General features: G+C 41.9%; 15 protein-coding genes. 14 read left to right on the forward strand and 1 reads right to left on the reverse strand.

Annotated features, from left to right (window positions below):
* Positions 1-553 precede the first annotated feature (553 nt).
* From AXF23_RS09735 to AXF23_RS09775, 9 genes are all read left to right on the forward strand, one after another.
* Complete coding sequence (locus AXF23_RS09735; protein WP_233251281.1) at positions 554-2,731, forward strand: outer membrane beta-barrel family protein; 2,178 nt, start codon at positions 554-556, stop codon at positions 2,729-2,731.
* A gap of 718 nt (positions 2,732-3,449) precedes the next feature.
* Positions 3,450-4,097 carry a hypothetical protein gene (locus AXF23_RS09740; RefSeq protein ID WP_107625168.1) on the forward strand — a complete coding sequence of 216 codons (648 nt, stop codon included), beginning with the start codon at positions 3,450-3,452 and terminating at the stop codon, positions 4,095-4,097.
* Positions 4,098-4,143: 46 nt separating this feature from the next.
* Positions 4,144-5,658 carry an RNA polymerase factor sigma-54 gene (gene rpoN / locus AXF23_RS09745; RefSeq protein WP_107625169.1) on the forward strand — a complete coding sequence of 505 codons (1,515 nt, stop codon included), beginning with the start codon at positions 4,144-4,146 and terminating at the stop codon, positions 5,656-5,658.
* A 40-nt stretch (positions 5,659-5,698) separates the two neighbouring features.
* The gene (locus tag AXF23_RS09750) at positions 5,699-6,316 is read left to right on the forward strand and encodes a hypothetical protein (protein WP_004358931.1); all 618 of its coding nucleotides are present in this window, start codon (positions 5,699-5,701) and stop codon (positions 6,314-6,316) included.
* Between the two features lie 128 nt (positions 6,317-6,444).
* On the forward strand, positions 6,445-6,951 hold the full coding sequence (gene purE, locus AXF23_RS09755; protein WP_004358933.1) for a 5-(carboxyamino)imidazole ribonucleotide mutase: 507 nt from the start codon (positions 6,445-6,447) through the stop codon (positions 6,949-6,951).
* A gap of 167 nt (positions 6,952-7,118) precedes the next feature.
* Positions 7,119-9,059, forward strand: coding sequence for a 4-hydroxy-3-methylbut-2-en-1-yl diphosphate synthase (locus AXF23_RS09760; protein ID WP_107625170.1), 1,941 nt, complete (start codon positions 7,119-7,121; stop codon positions 9,057-9,059).
* A 515-nt stretch (positions 9,060-9,574) separates the two neighbouring features.
* The gene (locus tag AXF23_RS09765) at positions 9,575-10,633 is read left to right on the forward strand and encodes a sensor histidine kinase (protein WP_107625171.1); all 1,059 of its coding nucleotides are present in this window, start codon (positions 9,575-9,577) and stop codon (positions 10,631-10,633) included.
* A gap of 148 nt (positions 10,634-10,781) precedes the next feature.
* Positions 10,782-11,771, forward strand: a complete 990-nt coding sequence (locus AXF23_RS09770; RefSeq protein ID WP_107625172.1) for an aminodeoxychorismate synthase component I — start codon at positions 10,782-10,784, stop codon at positions 11,769-11,771.
* Positions 11,755-12,348, forward strand: a complete 594-nt coding sequence (locus AXF23_RS09775) for an aminotransferase class IV (RefSeq protein ID WP_107625173.1) — start codon at positions 11,755-11,757, stop codon at positions 12,346-12,348. Before AXF23_RS09770 ends, AXF23_RS09775 begins: the two co-directional genes overlap by 17 nt.
* 162 nt (positions 12,349-12,510) lie before the next feature.
* Here the strand turns inward: AXF23_RS09775 and AXF23_RS09780 are convergent, their stop codons facing one another.
* Positions 12,511-13,836 (reverse strand): reverse transcriptase family protein, encoded by a 1,326-nt coding sequence (locus AXF23_RS09780; protein WP_107625174.1) that lies wholly within the window; start codon positions 13,834-13,836, stop codon positions 12,511-12,513.
* Between the two features lie 531 nt (positions 13,837-14,367).
* Here AXF23_RS09780 and AXF23_RS09785 point away from each other — a divergent pair.
* The 5 genes from AXF23_RS09785 to AXF23_RS09805 all read left to right on the forward strand — a co-directional run bounded on the left by AXF23_RS09785 (position 14,368) and on the right by AXF23_RS09805 (position 19,810).
* A complete protein-coding gene (locus tag AXF23_RS09785) occupies positions 14,368-14,862 on the forward strand; it encodes an RNA polymerase sigma factor (protein ID WP_107625175.1) in 495 nt (164 codons plus the stop codon).
* A gap of 108 nt (positions 14,863-14,970) precedes the next feature.
* Positions 14,971-15,579, forward strand: a complete 609-nt coding sequence (locus AXF23_RS09790; RefSeq protein ID WP_107625176.1) for a hypothetical protein — start codon at positions 14,971-14,973, stop codon at positions 15,577-15,579.
* 461 nt (positions 15,580-16,040) lie between these two features.
* Complete coding sequence (locus AXF23_RS09795) at positions 16,041-16,538, forward strand: RNA polymerase sigma factor (RefSeq protein WP_107625177.1); 498 nt, start codon at positions 16,041-16,043, stop codon at positions 16,536-16,538.
* The gene (locus tag AXF23_RS09800) at positions 16,535-17,227 is read left to right on the forward strand and encodes a DUF4974 domain-containing protein (protein ID WP_107625178.1); all 693 of its coding nucleotides are present in this window, start codon (positions 16,535-16,537) and stop codon (positions 17,225-17,227) included. Before AXF23_RS09795 ends, AXF23_RS09800 begins: the two co-directional genes overlap by 4 nt.
* Positions 17,228-17,233: 6 nt before the next feature.
* Positions 17,234-19,810, forward strand: coding sequence for an outer membrane beta-barrel family protein (locus AXF23_RS09805; RefSeq protein ID WP_107625179.1), 2,577 nt, complete (start codon positions 17,234-17,236; stop codon positions 19,808-19,810).
* The last annotated feature ends 267 nt before the right edge of the window (positions 19,811-20,077 follow it).

Here is a 20,077-nt window from a genome sequence, read left to right on the forward strand (position 1 = left end):
GTTTCCGTAAAACACTTCGTTTCGATGGGAATTATAGAACGAAAAAATATAATATTCTTTGTTTACTTAGGGTTGAATAAGTCCTTTATAACAATAAACTGCTCTTATCTTAACTGCATATTGCATGACTTTCACTCCTCCGCACCACTCGTGCGAAGCGTTCGCACCATTGGTGCGGAGCCTCAACACCACTTGTGCTAAGCCTCAATACGTCAGTAGTTAAGGGCAGGAACAGGGCGATTTGTTGTTAAATTAAACCCTTGGTAAGGCTCTATTGACATACCATATATGGAAAAAGTATTATCAAAACCCTATTAATCAACACATTAAAAGAGGATTCATTCTGTTTGACCATCTGCTTTCTAACCGAACACTATGCGCATTTCTGCATTGTAATTTTCTTGCATATTAATAAAGAAAAAAGCACTAAAAAGGAGTCAATTATGAGACATAAAGACAAGAATGTAAAAATACTTTTGAAATAAATTGCAACTTATTAAGAAAAAACATATATTTGCATCATATTGATAACTATGAACTTAACGCTTTGACTATGTGGAATAAATCAATACTATTACTCACTGCTTGCATCTCTGCAACAGCCCTATCAGCCCAGAATACAACTAAAACAGACTCCACAAAGACACAGAAGTTGGAGGAAGTCGTCGTAGCACAAAGACGTCAGCTTATCAAGAATGATATTGACAAGCTAACCTATGACGTGCAGCATGACAAGACTGCACAGACGAAGACGACCTTAGAAATACTCAAGAAAATACCCCTTGTCACCGTTGACGGACAAGAAAACATCAGGGTTCAAGGCTCTACAAGTTTTAAGGTGTATAGGAACGGACATCCTGACCCAAGTCTTTCGGGGCAGAACCTTAAGGATATTCTCAAGGCAATACCTGCTTCTACGATCAAAAGGATTGAGGTAATCACTGACCCCGGTGCCAAGTATGATGCTGAAGGGACTACAGCTATCCTCAACATCGTTATGATGAGCAATACTAAACTACAAGGAATATCAGGCAATGTAAACTCTGATGTCGACACTCACGGCTCTGTAAGGCTTGGTACTTACCTAACAACAAAGGTGGGAAAGCTCACGACAACTGTCAATTATAACCTAAGGAACCAAAGCAGAAAACAAACAGAAAACTATAGAGAGGAGGTTTACAACTACGTAAAGACGGGCGAACAAAGACGTGAATATGGGACTAATAGCACTGCAGCAATATTACATTTCGGTAATATCAGTGCCAGTTACGAGATTGATTCACTCAACTTGCTGACCGCATCGACCAATTTTCTTGGCTATAAAGCCGATGCCAACGCACAATATACAAATGAACGATGGGACAAGAACAGTCAGTTGATTTACAAATTCGACAATAATATGACTACCCCAGGCTATTCTCATCTTAATATTGGAGGACGTTTGGATTATCAACATAAGACTCATTTAGATGGAGAAATCCTAACGCTTTCTTATATGTTGGCAGCTACACGACCACACACCATCTTCCGTGAGATGTATAACAACATGGTTAACTTCCCTGTCAGCTATACAAGTTACGACCAGAACACGCGTAAACGCTTCACTGAACACACTTTCCAGATTGACTATGTACGCCCCTTTGGAAAGCACCATAAGTTAGAAAGCGGAACAAAATATATCCTTCGTTACAACAATAGTACGTCATTAATGGACTATCAAGGGACTACCCCTGACATGGAAAGTAAGTTTAAACATAACGCACAAGTGGCTGCTGCCTACCTCTCATATATCTTCACCGCTGGCAAATGGGCTGCTCGTGCAGGATTGAGATATGAGTTTACTCGCATGAAAGCATCCTATCCCGATGGTAGTAATGCCGATTACCATGCTAATCTCAATGACTGGGTACCATCAGCAAGCCTACAATACAAGATTAGTGATGGTCAAACACTGAAGTTTAGCTATAATACCAGCATCAACAGACCCGGCATCGGCTATCTCAATCCAGCCATCATTAGCACACCAACGGCGGTCTCTTTCGGTAATGCAAACTTAGGAAGCAGTCGCAACCAAAAGCTACAACTTATGTATATGTTGGTTGCTTCAAAACTTACTTTGCAATTAAGTCCCTATTATTCATTTACCAACAATGGTATAGGTCGTATCTTGTATGAACAGAATCGTAAAGATGTTTCTACCTTTCAGAACATTCTGAAAAGTAAAATATTTGGTATTTCATCCTACACAGAATGGACTCCATTAACTGGAACGTCGTTTACACTCAACGTTTCCATGCGTTATGCCCGAATCACATTGCCCACACCTGCTATCAAGAACAGCGGATGCGGTGGTGGTATCTACTTTAATTGGGAGCAAAAAATGCCTTGGGAATTAACGTTGACAACCAGTATTGGAGGTGAATATGGTAATAGGATTTACAATCCGTATGCCATTGAAGGACGCTGGTTCTACTATAATTTCACCTTGACACGTCTCTTTTTTAAAGACAAGCTAACAGTATCTTTATCAGCAAATTCGCCTTTCAGCAAAGATAAAGCAACTACATATAATATCGTTCGAGGCGATTATACTGGTTATGAACGCTCCGTTATGTACCCTCGATACTTTAATATCGGATTTTCATGGAGCTTTGGTAAGTTAAAGGCAAGCGTCAAGAAGGCTGTACGAAGCATTAAAAATGATGACTTAGTGGGTGGAGAAAAGAAGTAGAAACAGGTCGGTAGGACTGCATAAACGGCAACTTAACATACCTAATTCTTAGGTTCTTCCGTTAAATGTGTGGATACTTTTCCTATTGCTTTAACGGAAGAATCGAAGTTACTCATGAAACAAAAACCATGGCTAAGACAGTCAACTTTCTGTCCTCTTATCATCCTCTGACATTGAAAATCATGTCTTTTTAGACTTCAAAAATATGCAGATAGAAGTTTGAAAAATCATTACATAATTTCAAGGAAAACATCTATAACTAACGGTAAAAACACATATAAGAAGCAGGTTTGCAATCAACAGAGAATCAATTAGTTACCAAATGGCAAAATAAAAGGTGCTTAATTGGACTTCAAAAGGGCGTTAGTAAGGGTCTTAAAGGGCATCTTTTGCAAGTCAATTGGGCGTCTTTTAGAAGCTAAAAGAGCATGAATTCAAAATTATGATGTGAAAAATTATGACAAAGTAACAGGCTATTAGCCCTATTGGGCTTATTAGCCTAATTAGGCTAATAGGGAATAAGTTGTTTATAGAAGACAGATAGAAATCACTTGTCAACTCATCAATCCGTTAACTCGTTAACTTTCTGCCACTTTCTTTTGCCATTATAATAAAAAAGGAGTATCTTTGCGAAAAACAAATATAGATACCCTTTAGACAAGTATTTCTCCTCCTTCTCTACTCGAAAGAGAGGAGCAAGAGTGGATATTTTACGCTTATGGCAACACATCCTTTATGGTCTGACGACTACTGGCTACTACTCCTACAGCTTTATCTTAAAAAGCCAGAGGGGATGAAACCGATGTATTCACGTGCGTTGGTAGACCTCAGTTTGGAACTACACATACCACCAAAGAACCTCTATGAACAGCTTTTTAAGTTGCGACACCGTGATATGCCCATCATTCATCTGATTTGGGAAACGTATGGAGAGAATACAAGAAAGCTCAACAAAGACGTAAAGAAACTGCGTTCGATGAAGGGATTTGGCCAGCCAAGGGAGTTCTACGATGGTGTGAAGGTGCGCGAAACCTTTGAACATGACTTCCTTCCAGTGGAAGGGGCTACGGAGTTGAAGCCTTTTATGCTCATTATGATTCTCGACCTCTATTTCCGTCTTACCCCTATTACGATGGCAGCAGAGACACCTGAGGTGATAGACCTTGCTAAACTGATGAAGATAAAGCCACAAATGGTTGTAGAAGTAATGGAAGTGTTCCAACTCTGCGACCCCTATCTGAACCGTGACGACCTTCTGATATCGCCCTTATTAATGCCCTGTCAGGAGGTATGGAACCGCTATGGAAATGATAACCCAGAGAAACTTTCTGCCTTGGCAGCACAATTAAAGGAATATTTCACTTGATTATACTTGTTTTTTTAGTACTTTTGTAGCACAATTCAGGTAAACAATGGCACAGGAACAAGTACAGATTCAGACCCAGAAACAGCAACAAGTGCAGCGTCTCTCACAACAGCAGATGCTGCAAGTAAAGTTGTTGGAGATGCCACTGACAGAATTAGAGGAAAGTGTCAATGCTGAACTCGATGATAATCCTGCCTTAGAAGCAGGAGGAGAGGAGACCGATAGCATTGACGACAACGATACTGTAGAGCATTCAGAAGACGATGATTTCGACACACTTCAGGAACGAGAAGAACGACAAGATGCGCTCGACTCGGCACTGGAGCGTATGCGTTCGGATGATGATCTTCCTACATACGATTCAAGACAGCAACGAAATAATGCTGAATATGAGGAGATTGTGTATGGAGATACAACGTCCTTTATTGATAAACTCAATGAGCAGGTGGGCGAAAGAGAGCTTACTGAAAGGCAGAAGAGTATCTTGGAGTATCTTATCGGTAGTCTTGATGATGACGGACTCTTGCGAAAAGACCTCGATAGTATCAGCGATGAGTTAGCTATCTACTATGGGATTGACGCGTCTACTAAGGAATTAGAAGAGGTACTGAAGATTCTGCAGGACTTTGACCCAGCTGGTATCGGTGCAAGAGACTTGCAAGAATGTCTCTTGTTGCAGATAGACCGTAAGGTTGAGAATGGTGAGTGGGAGAAAGATAGTCATCTGTATAAATACATCTACAACATCCTTTCACATCATTTCGATGCTTTCAAAAAGAAGCATTGGGATAAGATTCAAAGCGCACTGTCGCTGTCTGACCTTCAAGTAGAGGCGCTACAGCGTGAGATTCGTAAGTTAAATCCGAAGCCGGGGTCGTCTATGGGTGAGACACAAGGACGTAACCTGCAACAGATAACACCTGACTTTATCGTCGACACAGAGGATGATGGTACGGTTACTTTCAGCTTAAACCACGGCAATCTACCAGAGTTGCACGTTTCGCAGGCCTTCAACGATATGATGGAGACCTACCGAAACAACAAAGCTAATATGAATCGACAGGAGAAGGAGGCGTTGCTTTATGCCAAAGAAAAGGTGGAAAAGGCACAAGGATTTATCGAAGCGGTAAAGCAAAGACGTCATACATTACAAGTGACGATGAAGGCTATCATCGATATTCAGCGGAAATTCTTCCAAGATGGAGATGAGGCTGACCTCAAACCAATGATTCTTAAAGATATTGCCGACCGTACAGGATTAGACATCTCTACCATATCACGTGTGAGCAACATCAAGTATGCACAGACACGTTGGGGTACATTCCCGCTGCGTTTCTTCTTCACTGATAGCTATACAACGGAAGATGGCGAGGAAATGTCTACTCGTAAAATCAAGTTGGCACTCAAAGAAGTAATCGACAAAGAGGACAAACGCAAGCCGCTCAGCGATGATGCGCTTGCCAAAGTGATGAAAGAAAAGGGCTTCCCAATAGCCCGCCGCACCGTTGCCAAGTACCGCGAACAACTCGGATTACCTGTGGCAAGACTGAGGAAGGGGTGATGTAATTAGGTGTTGGATGTTAGGTGTTAGGTGTTAAAGTATGAACGAAAAGAACATTATATTAACAGCAAGGGTTGTGAGTATGGTTCTCACACCATTCTATTTACCCGTTGTGGGCATATTGGCTATCTTTACTTTTAGCTATCTTAGTATGTTCCCGTGGCAGGCAAAGCTGTCGTATGTCTTTTTGGTTTACGCTTTTACGGTCCTTATCCCTACCTTACTCATCCACCTTTATCGCCAATACCACGGCTGGACATTGATTCAGTTAGGGCAACGAGAGCGAAGAATGGTTCCTTATGTGATTTCTATTCTTTGCTACTTCACGTGCTTTTATATCATGAACATCCTACACCTGCCTCACATGCTGACGTCTATACTTATGGTAGCATTGATCATTCAGATTCTATGTGCTATCATCAACGTATGGTGGAAGATATCAACACATACGGCAGCTATCGGTGGTGTGACAGGCTCTTTAATAGCTTTTTCACTGCTTTTCAACTTCAATCCGATGTGGTGGCTTTGTCTTACGCTCATCGTTTCAGGGTTTGTAGGTAGCAGTAGAATGATTCTCAGGCAACATTCATTGGAGCAAGTGGCATCGGGTTTCTTCTTAGGAATCATCTGTTCATTCATTACAATCATCGTTGTATAGAATCAATAGCAGTAGAAAAGTACACTGATTGCCAAAGAATAAAGAATAAACCGACAGGAAATTACATCTGTCTTAAGAATAAATACACATAAAACAAACAAAGAAAATAAACTTAATACATAAAGAATATGAAGCCATTAGTTAGTATTATCATGGGTTCAACAAGCGATTTACCCGTAATGGAAAAAGCTTGTAAGTGGTTGGAAGAGCAAGAGATTCCTTTTGAAGTGAATGCACTCTCTGCTCATCGTACACCTGACGCAGTAGAGACTTTTGCCAAGGAAGCAAAAGGTCGTGGCGTAAAAGTCATCATTGCTGCGGCTGGTATGGCTGCAGCTTTGCCTGGAGTTATCGCCGCTTCAACACCACTTCCAGTCATTGGCGTGCCAATTAAGGGTATGCTCGATGGCCTTGATGCCTTACTTTCTATCGTTCAGATGCCTCCTGGCATTCCAGTTGCTACTGTTGGCGTCAATGGAGCACAGAATGCTGCCATCCTTGCAGCTGAGATGATAGCACTCGGTGATGAGGCTATTGCAAAGAAGATTGACAACTGGAAGGCTTCATTAGGAAAGAAGATAGAGAAGGCTAACAAGGAGTTAGCTGAGCTAAAGGATTATAAGTTTAAGTGCTAAGACCGTCCCTAACCCCTCAAAAAGGTGGAGTAACAATGGGAAACAATTAGGGTAAAGGTCGTTACCATTTATTACCTCTTACTATAACCCCTCTCTCAGAGGGGCGTAGGGAGGTTTTTCATCATCCCAAAAGGGCTTGGGGAGGTACCCCATTATCCAAATAGAACATGATAGATTTATTCAACTTTGAAAGAAGGAAAACCTCTGTCACGCATGTTGGTGCACTCAACATTGGTGGAGAGAACCCTGTACGCGTACAGTCAATGACAACGACTTCCACCGATGATACCGAAGGAAGTGTTGCACAAGCTAAGCGTATCATTGACGCAGGAGGAGAACTTGTACGCCTCACAACGCAGGGAAAGCGTGAGGCAGAGAACTTAAAGAATATCAATGCACAACTACGTGCAGACAATTATATGGCTCCGCTCTGTGCGGATGTTCACTTCAATGCAAATGTAGCAGACGTTGCTGCCCTCTATGCAGAAAAGGTTCGTATCAATCCGGGTAACTATGTCGACCCTGCTCGTACGTTCAAAAAACTGGAGTATACCGATGAGGAATATGCGCAAGAGCTACAGAAGATTGAGGACAGACTGATTCCTTTCATCAATATATGTAAGGAGAACCACACCGCTGTACGTATCGGAGTCAACCATGGTAGCCTCTCTGACCGTATTCGTAACCGTTATGGCGATACACCAGAAGGTATTGTAGAGAGCTGCATGGAGTTCCTCCGCATCTTCCGTAAGTATGACTTCCATGACATTGTCATCTCTATCAAATCCTCAAACACGGTTGTTATGGTTCGTTCCGTACGCCTTCTTGTGGCTGAGATGGACAAGGAAGGTATGCACTATCCGCTCCACCTTGGTGTTACCGAGGCGGGTGAAGGTGAAGACGGACGCATTAAGAGTGCCGTAGGTATTGGTGCCTTACTCGCTGATGGTATCGGTGACACGATCCGTGTATCACTGAGTGAAGAGCCAGAGTGCGAGATTCCAGTGGCTAAACACCTTACATGGTATATCCGTCGACACGAGAAACATCTTCTCATCCCTGCCGAACAGTATGATGGCTTTGATTATCTCCATCCTAACCGACGTGAGACAGTGGCTGCAGGCAATATCGGTGGCGAGAATGTTCCTGTTGTTATTGCTACTCGAAAGGCTGGCCAAGCAACTGCCGAGGTGTCATCACCAGAGCTACCAAAGCCCGATTATATCTATGTACAGGGCGAACTGCCTGAGAAAAGGGCAAAGAAACAGAAGTATATCCTTGATTATGATGCCTATATGGACCTTGCCAACAGTGGTAAGCAGTCCTTAGAGAACGTCTATCCTATCTTCCCTGTGACGGGAATGCCTTTCATCAGTGCGATAAACAGTGATGTTAAGTTCCTCGTCTTGAAGTTCGGTACACCTTCAGAGGAGTTCCTTGCTTGTCTGAAAACACATCCAGAGGTGGTTGTGGTATGTATGACAAGCCATCAGAACCGCCTTGGCGACCAGCGTGCATTGGCGCATCAACTGATGATAGCAGGGGTAAAGAACCCTATCATCTTCGCCCAGATGTATCAGCATTCAACTACCGAAGAGAAGGAAGAAAGCAGTAACAGCCAACAGGCTGAGACAACTACGGCTAAAGAGAAGTTCCAATTGGAGGCTGCAGCAGATATGGGTGCACTCATGATGGACGGACTTACCGATGGTATCTGGCTGATGAACAATGGCAACCTCTCACAAGAGGATATTGAACAAACGGCTTTCGGTATTCTTCAAGCAGGTAGATTGCGCATGGTGAAGACTGAATACATCTCTTGCCCGGGCTGTGGTCGTACACTCTACGACCTTCGTACGACGATTGCCCGCATCAAAGAAGCTACCAAGGGAATGAAAGGACTGAAGGTAGGTATCATGGGCTGTATCGTGAATGGTCCCGGTGAGATGGCTGATGCAGACTATGGATATGTGGGTGCAGGACCTAAGAAGGTGAGTCTCTACCGCAAACAGGTATGTGTTGAACATAATATACCAGAAGAGGAAGCAGTCGAACACTTGCTTGCACTTATCAAGTCAGACCAAAACAAAGCCCAAACCAAGGATTAAGGTTTGATAGACAAAGGTCATCATCAGCGTAGGTCGCGATCTAACCAACGGTGGGAGCGTCCCTCCCATCTCGTTTCCTACCATGGTGCTAACGCCTAATACAAGTGATGCTAACGCTCAGTACCACCCCGTACTAAGCATAGACACCAATAGTGCAGGGGCCTAACACCATTGTAATCAATGGTTCACTCCATGCTACGACAGCCAATATTGATACAATATCAGTCAATAGTTTAACTGTCAAAAAGCATGCACTTTGTAGGAGGCGATAACAGACAAGAGGCTTAAAGATTGAGAATAAATAGTAAATAAAGATTAGATAATCAGACTGAAAACGACGATTAATCTGATTGAAAGATTGTACCAACTGGGCTAATTTGCCTAACAAGCGCAACAATACACCCACGTAACAACTTGATTTACCGATATTTATCCTCAATGTTAAAACTAAACAAAGTACGAATGTAGCGTAGATTCTGCTTGTTTCTTTCCTTATAAAAGACTATCTTTGCACTATGAAGATATTGGAGGAGATAAAGAAACTATGCCTGAGTCGCTACAACCTGTTCGTTATTGGCGTACAGGTAGCCATTTATGTACTTCTTGTTTCTATCTGGTCATTGGTGATTATGTTGCTTGAACACGATGTCAAAGCAGCAAAAGAGTCAATGTGTGTCAACTCCTTTGTGCTCTTCTTACTGCTGATAGTTTTCATGGTCAATTTCTATCTACTTGTTCCTTACCTCTTTGAAACGAAGAATAAGACCAAACACTGGGCCTTCTGGATTATCAACCTACTGTTCATAACTTTGTGGAACCACCATATCTTCAGCATATACAACGAAGACATGCCCAATGCTCCTATCCGAGTAGGGTTCTATCAGTTTGGTGTTATGTGGATGATCCTCAACTACACGATGGTAGTTGCTGCTATCTTCGTAAGGTATTATATCCGACATAACATACTGAGAAGGCAACTTAGAGAGGAGAAACAGAAGATGACAGAGGCCGAATTAGCATGGCTTAAGAACCAACTGAACCCCCACTTCCTCTTTAACACGCTCAATAACATATCGTCGCTCACCCAGACAAGTCCCAACAATGCCCAAAAGGCTATCGAACAACTGTCTGAACTGCTGCGCTATGCACTCTATGAAACGCAGCCGAAGGAGGTAAGTCTGAATGGTGAGATAGCTTTCATCAAGAACTATATTAACCTGATGAGAATACGGTATGGCAGTAACGTAGAGATAAAGAGCCAATTCGTCATCCATAACTCACAGTTGCTCATTGCGCCATTAGTATTCCTTACGCCCGTAGAGAATGCTTTTAAGCATGGTATAAGTGCCAATAAACCATCGTTTGTCCACATCTCTATCACAGAAGACAACGGTAAGATAGTATTCCTTTGTGAGAACAGTAACTATCCAAAAAACGACACTGACAAGAGTGGAAAGGGTATCGGATTAGAGAATATGTACCGCCGTTTGGAGTTAATATACCCCGAACGCTATCACATCGAACAGCAAATAACAGCAGAAGTCTACCATCTCAAAATCATTATCAAGCCCTAAGATAATTGTAATCAGCACGCTCGCCCACAATTCATCACCACCCATCATTCAACACCAAACACCCATCACTCCAACACCAAACACCCATATAAACAATTCATCAACACCCAACATTCACCACCCAACACCCATCACCCTATCCCCACCCATGTTACTCCATAATCAAACACAAGCTATTCAGCGAATGAACACGCTGGCCAAGGAAGGTAAAGACTTTTTCTTTATCATTAATTATAGAGCCGATAGCGCCTACATAGAGGAGTTTACGAACATAGACCCACGTGAACTGCTTTTTTCTTTCCCAACTCTTTCTAATATACCAGAGGCCGAAAGCTATAGCAGTGAGGCTGTCGAATGGCATACTGAACCACCCACAAGAGAAGACTATGAGCACCGCATCAATCTTGTCAAGCAAAGAGAGCGTGAAGGCGACAGCTATTTAGCCAACTTGACCTGCAAGATTCCCATACGAACAAACCTCTCTCTGCATGATATCTTTATGCGTTCAAAGGCCTTATACCGCTGTTGGATGAAAGAGAAATTCGTTTGCTTCTCCCCTGAAATATTCGTTCGTATCAACAGAGAAGGACTTATCAGCTCCTTCCCAATGAAGGGTACGATTGATGCAACACGTCCTGAAGCCGAGAAGGAACTGATGGAAAATAAGAAAGAAGCTGCCGAACACGCTACTATCGTTGACCTTATCCGTAACGATCTGAGCATGATAGCAGAGAAGGTGCAAGTGAAACGCTATCGCTATGTCGACCATCTGACGACTAACAAGGGTGAAATCCTTCAGACAAGTTCGGAGATTACAGGACAGCTCCCTGTCGACTATCGTCAGAACATCGGTACGCTTCTCTTCCGTTTGCTCCCTGCTGGCTCCATTACGGGTGCTCCTAAGCCTCGTACAATGGAGATTATCGATGAGGCTGAGGGGTATGAAAGAGGCTTTTATACAGGTGTAATGGGTTGTTATAACCAAGGACAATTAGACAGTGCAGTGATGATTCGCTTTATTGATCAGGATAAAAACGGACAGCTCCACTATAAGGCTGGGGGTGGCATTACGGCTCAGAGTAATAATGATGACGAATATAAAGAGGTGATAGAGAAGGTTTATGTGCCAATATATTGAGACAATAAGGGTGGTAGACGGCTGTGTCTGTAATCTTGCCTACCACGAACAGCGGATGAATCGCACACGAAAAGAGATGTTAGGACAGCCAGAGCCGTTGCGCATAGCTGACCTTCTAAAGGCTGTTAGCCTACCGATGGGATGTTCGAAGCTACGCTTTGTCTATGATAAAGAGGGCATCCACGATATCACCTGTACACCTTATACCTGCAGAGAAATCCGCTCCTTGCACCTTGTCTATGACGATAACATCAGCTATCCCTACAAGAGTACTGACCGCTCGGCACTTAACGAACTAAAAAAACAGCAAGGTGACTGTGACGAAATACTTATTGTTCGTAACAATCACCTTACAGATACATCCTATACTAACATTGCTCTCTATGATGGCAAACAATGGTTTACACCCTCTACACCACTCCTTTGCGGTACAATGCGGCAACGACTGCTCGATTGTGGACTGCTTCAAAAGCGCGAAATCAGTGTTTCAGACATCCCTAACTATCAATATATAAGCCTCTTCAATGCCATGATTTCATTAGGAGAAATTATCCTTCCTATTGATAGAATTAGGTAAACAGCGAATTACTTTCACGACAAGAAATATTTTTTTTCATGACAATAAATATTTTTTTTCATGAAGAAAAATATTTTTCTTCACGAAAATAATTCGATAACAACAGTTGCCTTTATGACAAAAGTAAGGGAGAATCCTACTTACAAACCTACTTTTTAGTGCTTATCTACGTGACTTAAAATACATGAAGATAAGTATAATAGCAGCGAAAATGATAATCTTCACTATAAGAGAAAGGATACGTCTCGACTTTTCTCGTGGGTCATAAAAATCGCCACTTATGGTTCCACGCTGTCGACATGTGCTACTATCATCTGGAAAGACAGTACTTTCTCTACTCCTATCTTTGCTTGGATTAGAAAGATACTTACCCATATAAGCCTTATATGCCACCTCTTTTATCTCTCGTTTATTTGTTTGCTGTAAAGCAGTATAACGACTAACAAAACGCTGATAGAGCGGGTCGTCGGCTCCACGTACCATCTTCATATAGTTCAATTTACCCCTCAGAACAGCATTAAGAGGTACACAATGCTGATGTCCCTTTGTTTTTCCATGCTGCTGCCTGTAGCTCTTCCACGCAGCCCGACAGGCATCTTCATAGCCATAACGCTCCCAGATATACAACAAAGAACGGATTTCACGCACATAACGGCGGCTTACATTCACTTTCTCCGTTACCATCAAGCCTGTTACCTCCTGCCGCTTTCCACGGCGCTGTAGGTGGGTTTTCGCTTCGTTCAGTCGGAAACCATAACGCTCAACGATAGCCTTAACCTGCTGTACAAGTTCTCCCTGCGGACGAAGGATGTCTGTGTCAGCACTGAAAGTGAGGTCGTCAGCATAACGGGTAAAGGTAATTCCTTGTGCAGCAGCTATGCTCGCAATCTCCTTATCCATCTCCCGACAAATAAAGTTCGACAGCGTTGGCGATGTAGCAAAGCCCTGTGCCAATACTTCTTCATTGTTCTTTGTGCGCACAGTAGCCAACCCAGAGACGAGTTTTGCAGCCAATGACGAGAAGCCAAAAGGCTCTGCCGTCAGACAGTCAGCCACCTGCTGGCGTGTAATAGAGGGGAAGAAATCCTTTAAATCAAGGTTTAGAATATAACGTTTCCCCACATGTGGACGTGCATTGTCAACCACAGAACGACCACAGACAAAGCCAAACGCCCAAGGAGTAGGCTCGTCGTAGGTCTGAAGAACTATGTTCAACGCATGCAGGATATCATGAAGTGCCCCTTTCGGTGCGGTAATCTCACGATAGCCACCATGCTTTTTGCGAAGTAGGAAAGTCTTGCAGCGTCGATTAATATTATTGGTATCAGCTAAAAAACTTAGTTGTTTCGCACGAAAAACATAATAGGGATAAGGCTCGCTCAGTTCGTTCAGTAGCTTAGCAAGTTCTTGCGAATCACTTAAATAACGCAACCGATGATCAAAATCAGCCTTTGTATAGTTTCTTGCATTTACTGTTTTAGTTGCCATAGTGCACTTATTAAAAAAAAAAAATAGGAACGCTGTAAGGGAATTACTTTTATCGTGAACCTTCGTTAACGATAATAACAATACTTCGTATCAAACTCCAGCGAATACGCCGGAAACTACTTCTAATTCTTTCAGACGTTCCTATCTGTGGCAAAGATAGATATTAATATCAGAACATCAAAACTTTTCAAGCATTAAATCATATCTATAAGGCTATTTATTAGGTTTTTGAAGACTGACTATCACGCCTTACTCACTAAAAGATAGGAATGTTAGACAGCATTAATCCTTATATCTTTTATCCTTACTCATCTGTTTATAGAATGTAATCATAATGTTGTTAATCATTGATAACTAACACTTTAAGCGGGGAGAATAACCTTGTTTGAAGAATAAATAAAAGCTTCAAAGACTTGTATCTATGGCTATAAAACAATACTTTTGCACTCAAAAAAGAAAGAATTTCAGCTTTACAGTGTAGTTTTTAACCCACTACGTGCGTCTAAAAGACAAAAATCAACCTATCAAAAGATGGACAACCTACAAAATGAACAAGACTTCTCGCGAATCGTGAGAGAACATAAAAGTACGATTTATACCGTATGCTATATGTTCTCGAAGAATGAAGACGAGGTGAACGACCTCTTTCAGGAGGTGCTGATAAACCTTTGGAAGGGTCTGCAGAACTTCCGAGGAGAAAGCGATGTGCGCACGTGGATCTATCGCATCAGCCTCAACACCTGCATCTCATGTGACCGAAAGAAACGGAAACGGAAAACGATTCCACTTACGATGAACATCAATCCCTTTACGGATAGCGATGATGACAGCCGACAAATACAGCAGCTTAACCACCGTATCAGCCAGTTAGGTCCTTTTGACCGAGCCATTATCCTGCTTTGGTTAGAGAATATGAGCTATGAAGAGATTGGCAAAATCGTCGGTATCAGTACTAAGAATGTATCTGTAAGACTGTTTAGAATTAAGGAGAAATTAAAGAAAACGAATGTAACAACAGAGGAGTAGGGGAGAAGACTATTAATATTATTGGCCTAATTAGCCCTATTAGTCTAATTAGCCTAATATGCCTAATACCCTACAAAGCTTAACAATCACATTAAAAAGAAAACTACAATGGAAACAAAAAATACAGAGTTAGAAGAAATGCGACAACAGTTAGGAATACTAAAGAGTAAACTTGACAATCAAACACTCATCAACGATAAGCTTATCAGACAGTCAATGCTCAATAAGATGTCGTTTATGAAGAAGTACACATGGGTGTCATTCTTAGCGTTACTATTTATTTATTACGTTTACAATGATATTCGAATAACGTTTAACCTATCGTGGTGGTTCTATGGAGCTACTGTAATATTTATGACTTTCACTGTTTGTTTCGATGCTTATATCAACCGTTTCAATAAGGAAGCGTTCCTTAATGGTGACCTCATAGCAACATCCTTACAAATGCAAAGGATGAAGAAATTACGCAAAAGGTCCTTATTATATGGTATCTTCTTTATGACAATATGGGTTTCTTGGTTCGTTATCGAGTTATACAATGGTTCAGGTGCTGCGAATGGAGGAGAAAATACATCCATGTTCTATGGTATGCTGGTTGGTGGTGGCGTTGGCTTAATCGCCGGAGTAGCCATCGGTATATGGTTATATCTTCGTATGCAACGCATTAACTCCGATATTATCCAACAGATTGATGAACTTACAAAAGGGACAGAATAAAGAGGAATAAAGACAGAGTAACATATAAACAAAGTACAGGGTAACATAAGAACTTATTGCTTGTTCTTATGTTACTCTGTTTTTTTAACCTTTTATTCTTCCCTTAAACCCAATGAACTATAGTAGCAATTAAAGAATTGTTATACCCAACAAATAGATATTTTACACCCAGAGGTTGGGTACGATAGGACTTGTTAGCTAAGTTGTCTGGAGCTTTTCAGTAAAAGCTTAAGAGCTTTTTAGTAAAAGCTTAGGAGCTTTTCAGTAAAAGATTAGGAGCTTTTTAGTAAAAGATTAGGACTTGTTAGCTAAGTACGATAAGACCCAAAAGTTGAGTACAAAACAAGCAATTAATAAGGTCTTTTCCAACTTTAAAGACAATTTATAGTATTAAGGGGTTGGGAAAATCCACTTTCATTCGTTATAAGGATGAGAACAGATAAAAAAACGAATAGATATCTATGTCGAAAGAAGAAACCATTGAGCACCTGTTTCGAATGCACTACGGCGCAATGTTCAGGCTGGCAGTGGCAATGCTACACGATTCTGACGAGGCGAAAGATGCCGTGAGTGAGGTATTTGTGCGGTTGTTCCGTGACAATTTCCACCTGCCTAAGAAAGGAACAGGCACTTATCTACTTGTAAGTGTACGTAACCAGTGCTTAGACATCATCAGACAGAAACAGATGAAAGAGCGTGTCAATAAGCTGTTGACAATAGAAACAGAGCCTGACTTATCGCCCATACAGCACCAGACTGATTGCTACATGGAATTATTGGCTTTTGCAGACAATAAGCTGACAACACAGACCCGTACAGTCTTCCGTCTACGCTTTGACAAGCAACTGTCCTATAAAGCCATTGCAGAACAGGTTGGCATCAGCGAAGCTGCTGTCTACAAGCACTTGATACAGGCAATTAGGAAGATGAAAGAACAATTTAATCCCAACCAGAAATGAAAAAAGATAGTTACAGACAGATGGAAAGGTTGCTTGACATGATGGAGCATCCTGATCAATATACTGATGAACAGCTTAATGAACTGTTGCGTGATGATGAGTTGAGGCAAACATATCAACTTATATCAGACACTACCAGTGCATACGAGTACAGACGGACTTCCGATAAACTGACAGATGAAATCATAGAAGAGGAATGGCACAAGTTGATGGAAAAGAAATCTACCTCCAAACCTGTACACCGTTATTACAGACAGGTAGCTGCAGTAGTCATCGGTATTCTCACTGTATCGGGAATTGCCATAGCTGCAGTTAGCATTGTCAAAGGTAGTAGAAAACAGTTGGCAACGGATTCAGCTGTTACGGTCACAAACAACATAGCTCATACAAAAACATTAAGGGAAAAAGGCTCTACACGCACAACTGTCACATATAGCAAGCTGGAAGAAAAGAGAGTAGGAGAGATACTTCCTCCCAAACAGTTTGATAATGTTATGTTACAGGACATTGTTCAAGAAATATCAGATTACTATGGGATAAAAACTGTCTGTCGTAACCCAGAAGCAGGACAGCTACGTTTGCGCTTTCTTTGGAACAGAGACCAAAGTGTAGAACACGCAGTAAAGACACTAAACATGTTTGAAAAAGTACAGCTAACTTTGGCTGACAGTACAATCACCATAGAATAAAACACTATGAGAAAGCATCTCTTTCTTGGTATACTGCTACTGATTGTCTGTGGTGTACAGGCGCAGCATATTACCCGAAACTATAATAAGACATCCCTACCACATGTGCTGACTGATATTGACAATGCTAGCCAAAGGTATACAATCAACTTCATATATAATGAATTAGAGGATTTTACAGTCACTGTAAACCTACGTAACCGCACCGTTCCCGAAGCAATACGAGAGGTATTGGGTTTCTATCCCATGCGCATGACCGTCAGTGATAGCCTTATCTTCGTAGAATGTACACAAAAAGTACCTACAAAGGTCATCGGACACATTGTTGATCAGCACAACCAGCCTGTACCGTTTGCCAATGTAGCTTTGTTGAATCCATCAGATTCCAGTTTCATCAATGGCGGAGTGACCAATAACGGGGGAGACTTTGTCATACCATGTAGTCAACGGAAGGTCTTACTACGGGTTTCTTTCGTTGGATTTGCTATCTACTATAAGCTGATTAATGTCGGCAATATCGGTACTATCCGTATGAAGACTGAACCATATACACTGAAGTCCGTGACAGTAAAAGGTATGCGCCGGGTTATTAAAAATGATGTTGACCGACTGCAATATCTCGTCAGTAATGACCCTTTCTCCAAGGGGATGAATGGTATAGAAGTGATGGGGCGTGTACCAATGCTAAATGTCAGTGACGAAAGTGTCAGCATCATAGGTAAGGGCATTACCCATATCATGCTTGATGGACTTATCCTTGAAATGACTGCCGATGCTGTAAAGGCAAAACTCCGCAGCCTGAAGGCAGAAGATATTGAGCGTATAGAGGTGATAACTATTCCACCAGCAAAATATAAGGCAGAAGCCAATGCAGGATACATCAACATCGTCATGAAGCGTGACCAGTCGAAAGGGTGGAGTGGGAGTATCAGTGAGGAGGTACAACGACAGTACCGTGGGAGGTATTTCCAAGATATAAACCTCAATTATGCCAGTAGGAAACTTGAGCTGTCCACTGGTCTGGGAATGTCTTTGGATAAAGTAATCAACGACTCATATTCTGTCTATGACTTCAAAGATGGACACCAGCGCAGTACAAGAAAGCGGACCATAGCCCCTTGGTCGTCGTATAATGCTGATGCCATCGTGAAATATCATGCTACCAAGCGCTTGGAACTGGGTGTTATGACATCATTTTATACCGATCACACCTCTCCCGATCACACGTTTGTCTCAATCAACAGGGACACGACATTTACGACAGCCCATGCCCCTGCTGTCTGGAACAACAACATAAGTACGACACTGTATGCAGAATACAAGCTCGACTCATTGGAGAAGACACTCAATGTTAACTATAATTTCTTCAACAGCAATGCTCCCACACAAAGCGAAAACGTATCGGTAACAAACGGAATAACTGAATCACTACGCAATAAAAGCAAGGCAAATTACAAGATAAATGCCTTAAAACTTGATTTTTCCCTTCCCTTCAAGCATCTCTATATGGAGACAGGGACATCTTTCTCTGCCATCCGCAACAAGACAAGTCTGATGTTGGAGAACTTTGCCAACGGACAGTGGAAGTACAATGCGGCCGAAAGCAATGAATTCCTGTACAAAGAGCGAACCCTTGCAGCCTATCTATCGGTAAAGAAACAGCTCACGGAAAAGCTTCAGGTGCAGGCCGGATTACGCTACGAACATACATGGACGGAAAGCAACCAGCTCACACAGGGACAGATCAGCCGCAGTCATTACGGACGCTTCTATCCCACGCTGCACCTGAACTGGCAATTGAAAGGGAATCAGAATCTGGCATTTGCTGCCAACTGGGGGATAGAACGACCCGATTTCAACGACCTCAATCCTTTCCGTATCTATACATCTACCACTGATTACATGACAGGAAACCCTTATCTCGCAGCTGCCTATACTCGCAACATGGAGATAAACTATAGCAATGGGAAAGGACTTTATGCCGTTCTCTACAGCAGTCATGGCAAAGGGGAGACAGGCTGGAGAACCACATTCCTCGCAAACGGAAGTCAGGTAACCGGTCCCTATGACGGCCTGCGCCATGAAAAGACAGGTATCTATGCTAATTATAACCGCAATGTCCTGACATGGCTGAACCTTAACATAGGAGGAGAAGTATATTACTATGATTCCCATTCTGATTATCGGACGGACGTGTTACAGATACATGGATGGGGTAAGCGTGCTGAAGGTTCGCTCTCTTTCATGCTCAACCATCAGAAAACACTCATTGCCGAGGTCAACTATCGTCACAGGTTCCGAGAATATTTTGCACAAACTCAAAGTGACTCTTATGCTTACCTCAGGATGAGCCTTAAATACAGTTGTTTAGACGACCGTTTGAAAATAAGTTTTACCATTAGCGATCCCTTCCATCAGAATATCAATCGAAATACCATATTCTATCAAGAATATACTAACACGAACCAATTTGATAATCATTCTCGATATATCGGACTTCGTGCTACATGGTCATTTGGTGGCAAACAGGTTCATCGTACCTATCATGACAACCGTGATACAGAATCACAGCGCGCAAAGTAGGAAAGAGAATAAGTAAAAACTACAGAGTAGCACACAAAGGATGAGGCAGCAACAACATTAAGCGGCATGAGAAATAACTCTTAGCTTTTCAGACTATAATCATTTTTCCTGTCACATCTGTCAGTATTATAAAACACATATATATCTGGAAAATAAGCAATTAGTCTTAAATGTTAAAAGTGACAGCAAAATAGAATTAAAAATGTTCTTGCATATACATTAGTTCAATATTACTTCACAGTATTGTACAGCTATGAGAATTATCAG

Origin of the sequence: Prevotella sp. oral taxon 313, from assembly GCF_003043935.1 — a bacterium.
Lineage (GTDB): Bacteria > Bacteroidota > Bacteroidia > Bacteroidales > Bacteroidaceae > Prevotella > Prevotella jejuni.

Excerpts from the sequence above, each read along its gene's own strand:
- AXF23_RS09780 (WP_107625174.1), bottom strand. The coding sequence starts at position 13,836 with ATGGCAACTAAAACAGTAAATGCAAGAAACTATACAAAGGCTGATTTT.
- rpoN (WP_107625169.1), top strand. The coding sequence starts at position 4,144 with ATGGCACAGGAACAAGTACAGATTCAGACCCAGAAACAGCAACAAGTG.
- AXF23_RS09770 (WP_107625172.1), top strand. The coding sequence starts at position 10,782 with ATGTTACTCCATAATCAAACACAAGCTATTCAGCGAATGAACACGCTG.
- AXF23_RS09800 (WP_107625178.1), top strand. The coding sequence starts at position 16,535 with ATGAAAAAAGATAGTTACAGACAGATGGAAAGGTTGCTTGACATGATG.
- purE (WP_004358933.1), top strand. The coding sequence starts at position 6,445 with ATGAAGCCATTAGTTAGTATTATCATGGGTTCAACAAGCGATTTACCC.
- AXF23_RS09750 (WP_004358931.1), top strand. The coding sequence starts at position 5,699 with ATGAACGAAAAGAACATTATATTAACAGCAAGGGTTGTGAGTATGGTT.
- AXF23_RS09760 (WP_107625170.1), top strand. The coding sequence starts at position 7,119 with ATGATAGATTTATTCAACTTTGAAAGAAGGAAAACCTCTGTCACGCAT.
- AXF23_RS09790 (WP_107625176.1), top strand. The coding sequence starts at position 14,971 with ATGGAAACAAAAAATACAGAGTTAGAAGAAATGCGACAACAGTTAGGA.
- AXF23_RS09765 (WP_107625171.1), top strand. The coding sequence starts at position 9,575 with ATGAAGATATTGGAGGAGATAAAGAAACTATGCCTGAGTCGCTACAAC.
- AXF23_RS09775 (WP_107625173.1), top strand. The coding sequence starts at position 11,755 with ATGTGCCAATATATTGAGACAATAAGGGTGGTAGACGGCTGTGTCTGT.
- AXF23_RS09735 (WP_233251281.1), top strand. The coding sequence starts at position 554 with ATGTGGAATAAATCAATACTATTACTCACTGCTTGCATCTCTGCAACA.
- AXF23_RS09785 (WP_107625175.1), top strand. The coding sequence starts at position 14,368 with ATGGACAACCTACAAAATGAACAAGACTTCTCGCGAATCGTGAGAGAA.
- AXF23_RS09795 (WP_107625177.1), top strand. The coding sequence starts at position 16,041 with ATGTCGAAAGAAGAAACCATTGAGCACCTGTTTCGAATGCACTACGGC.
- AXF23_RS09740 (WP_107625168.1), top strand. The coding sequence starts at position 3,450 with ATGGCAACACATCCTTTATGGTCTGACGACTACTGGCTACTACTCCTA.
- AXF23_RS09805 (WP_107625179.1), top strand. The coding sequence starts at position 17,234 with ATGAGAAAGCATCTCTTTCTTGGTATACTGCTACTGATTGTCTGTGGT.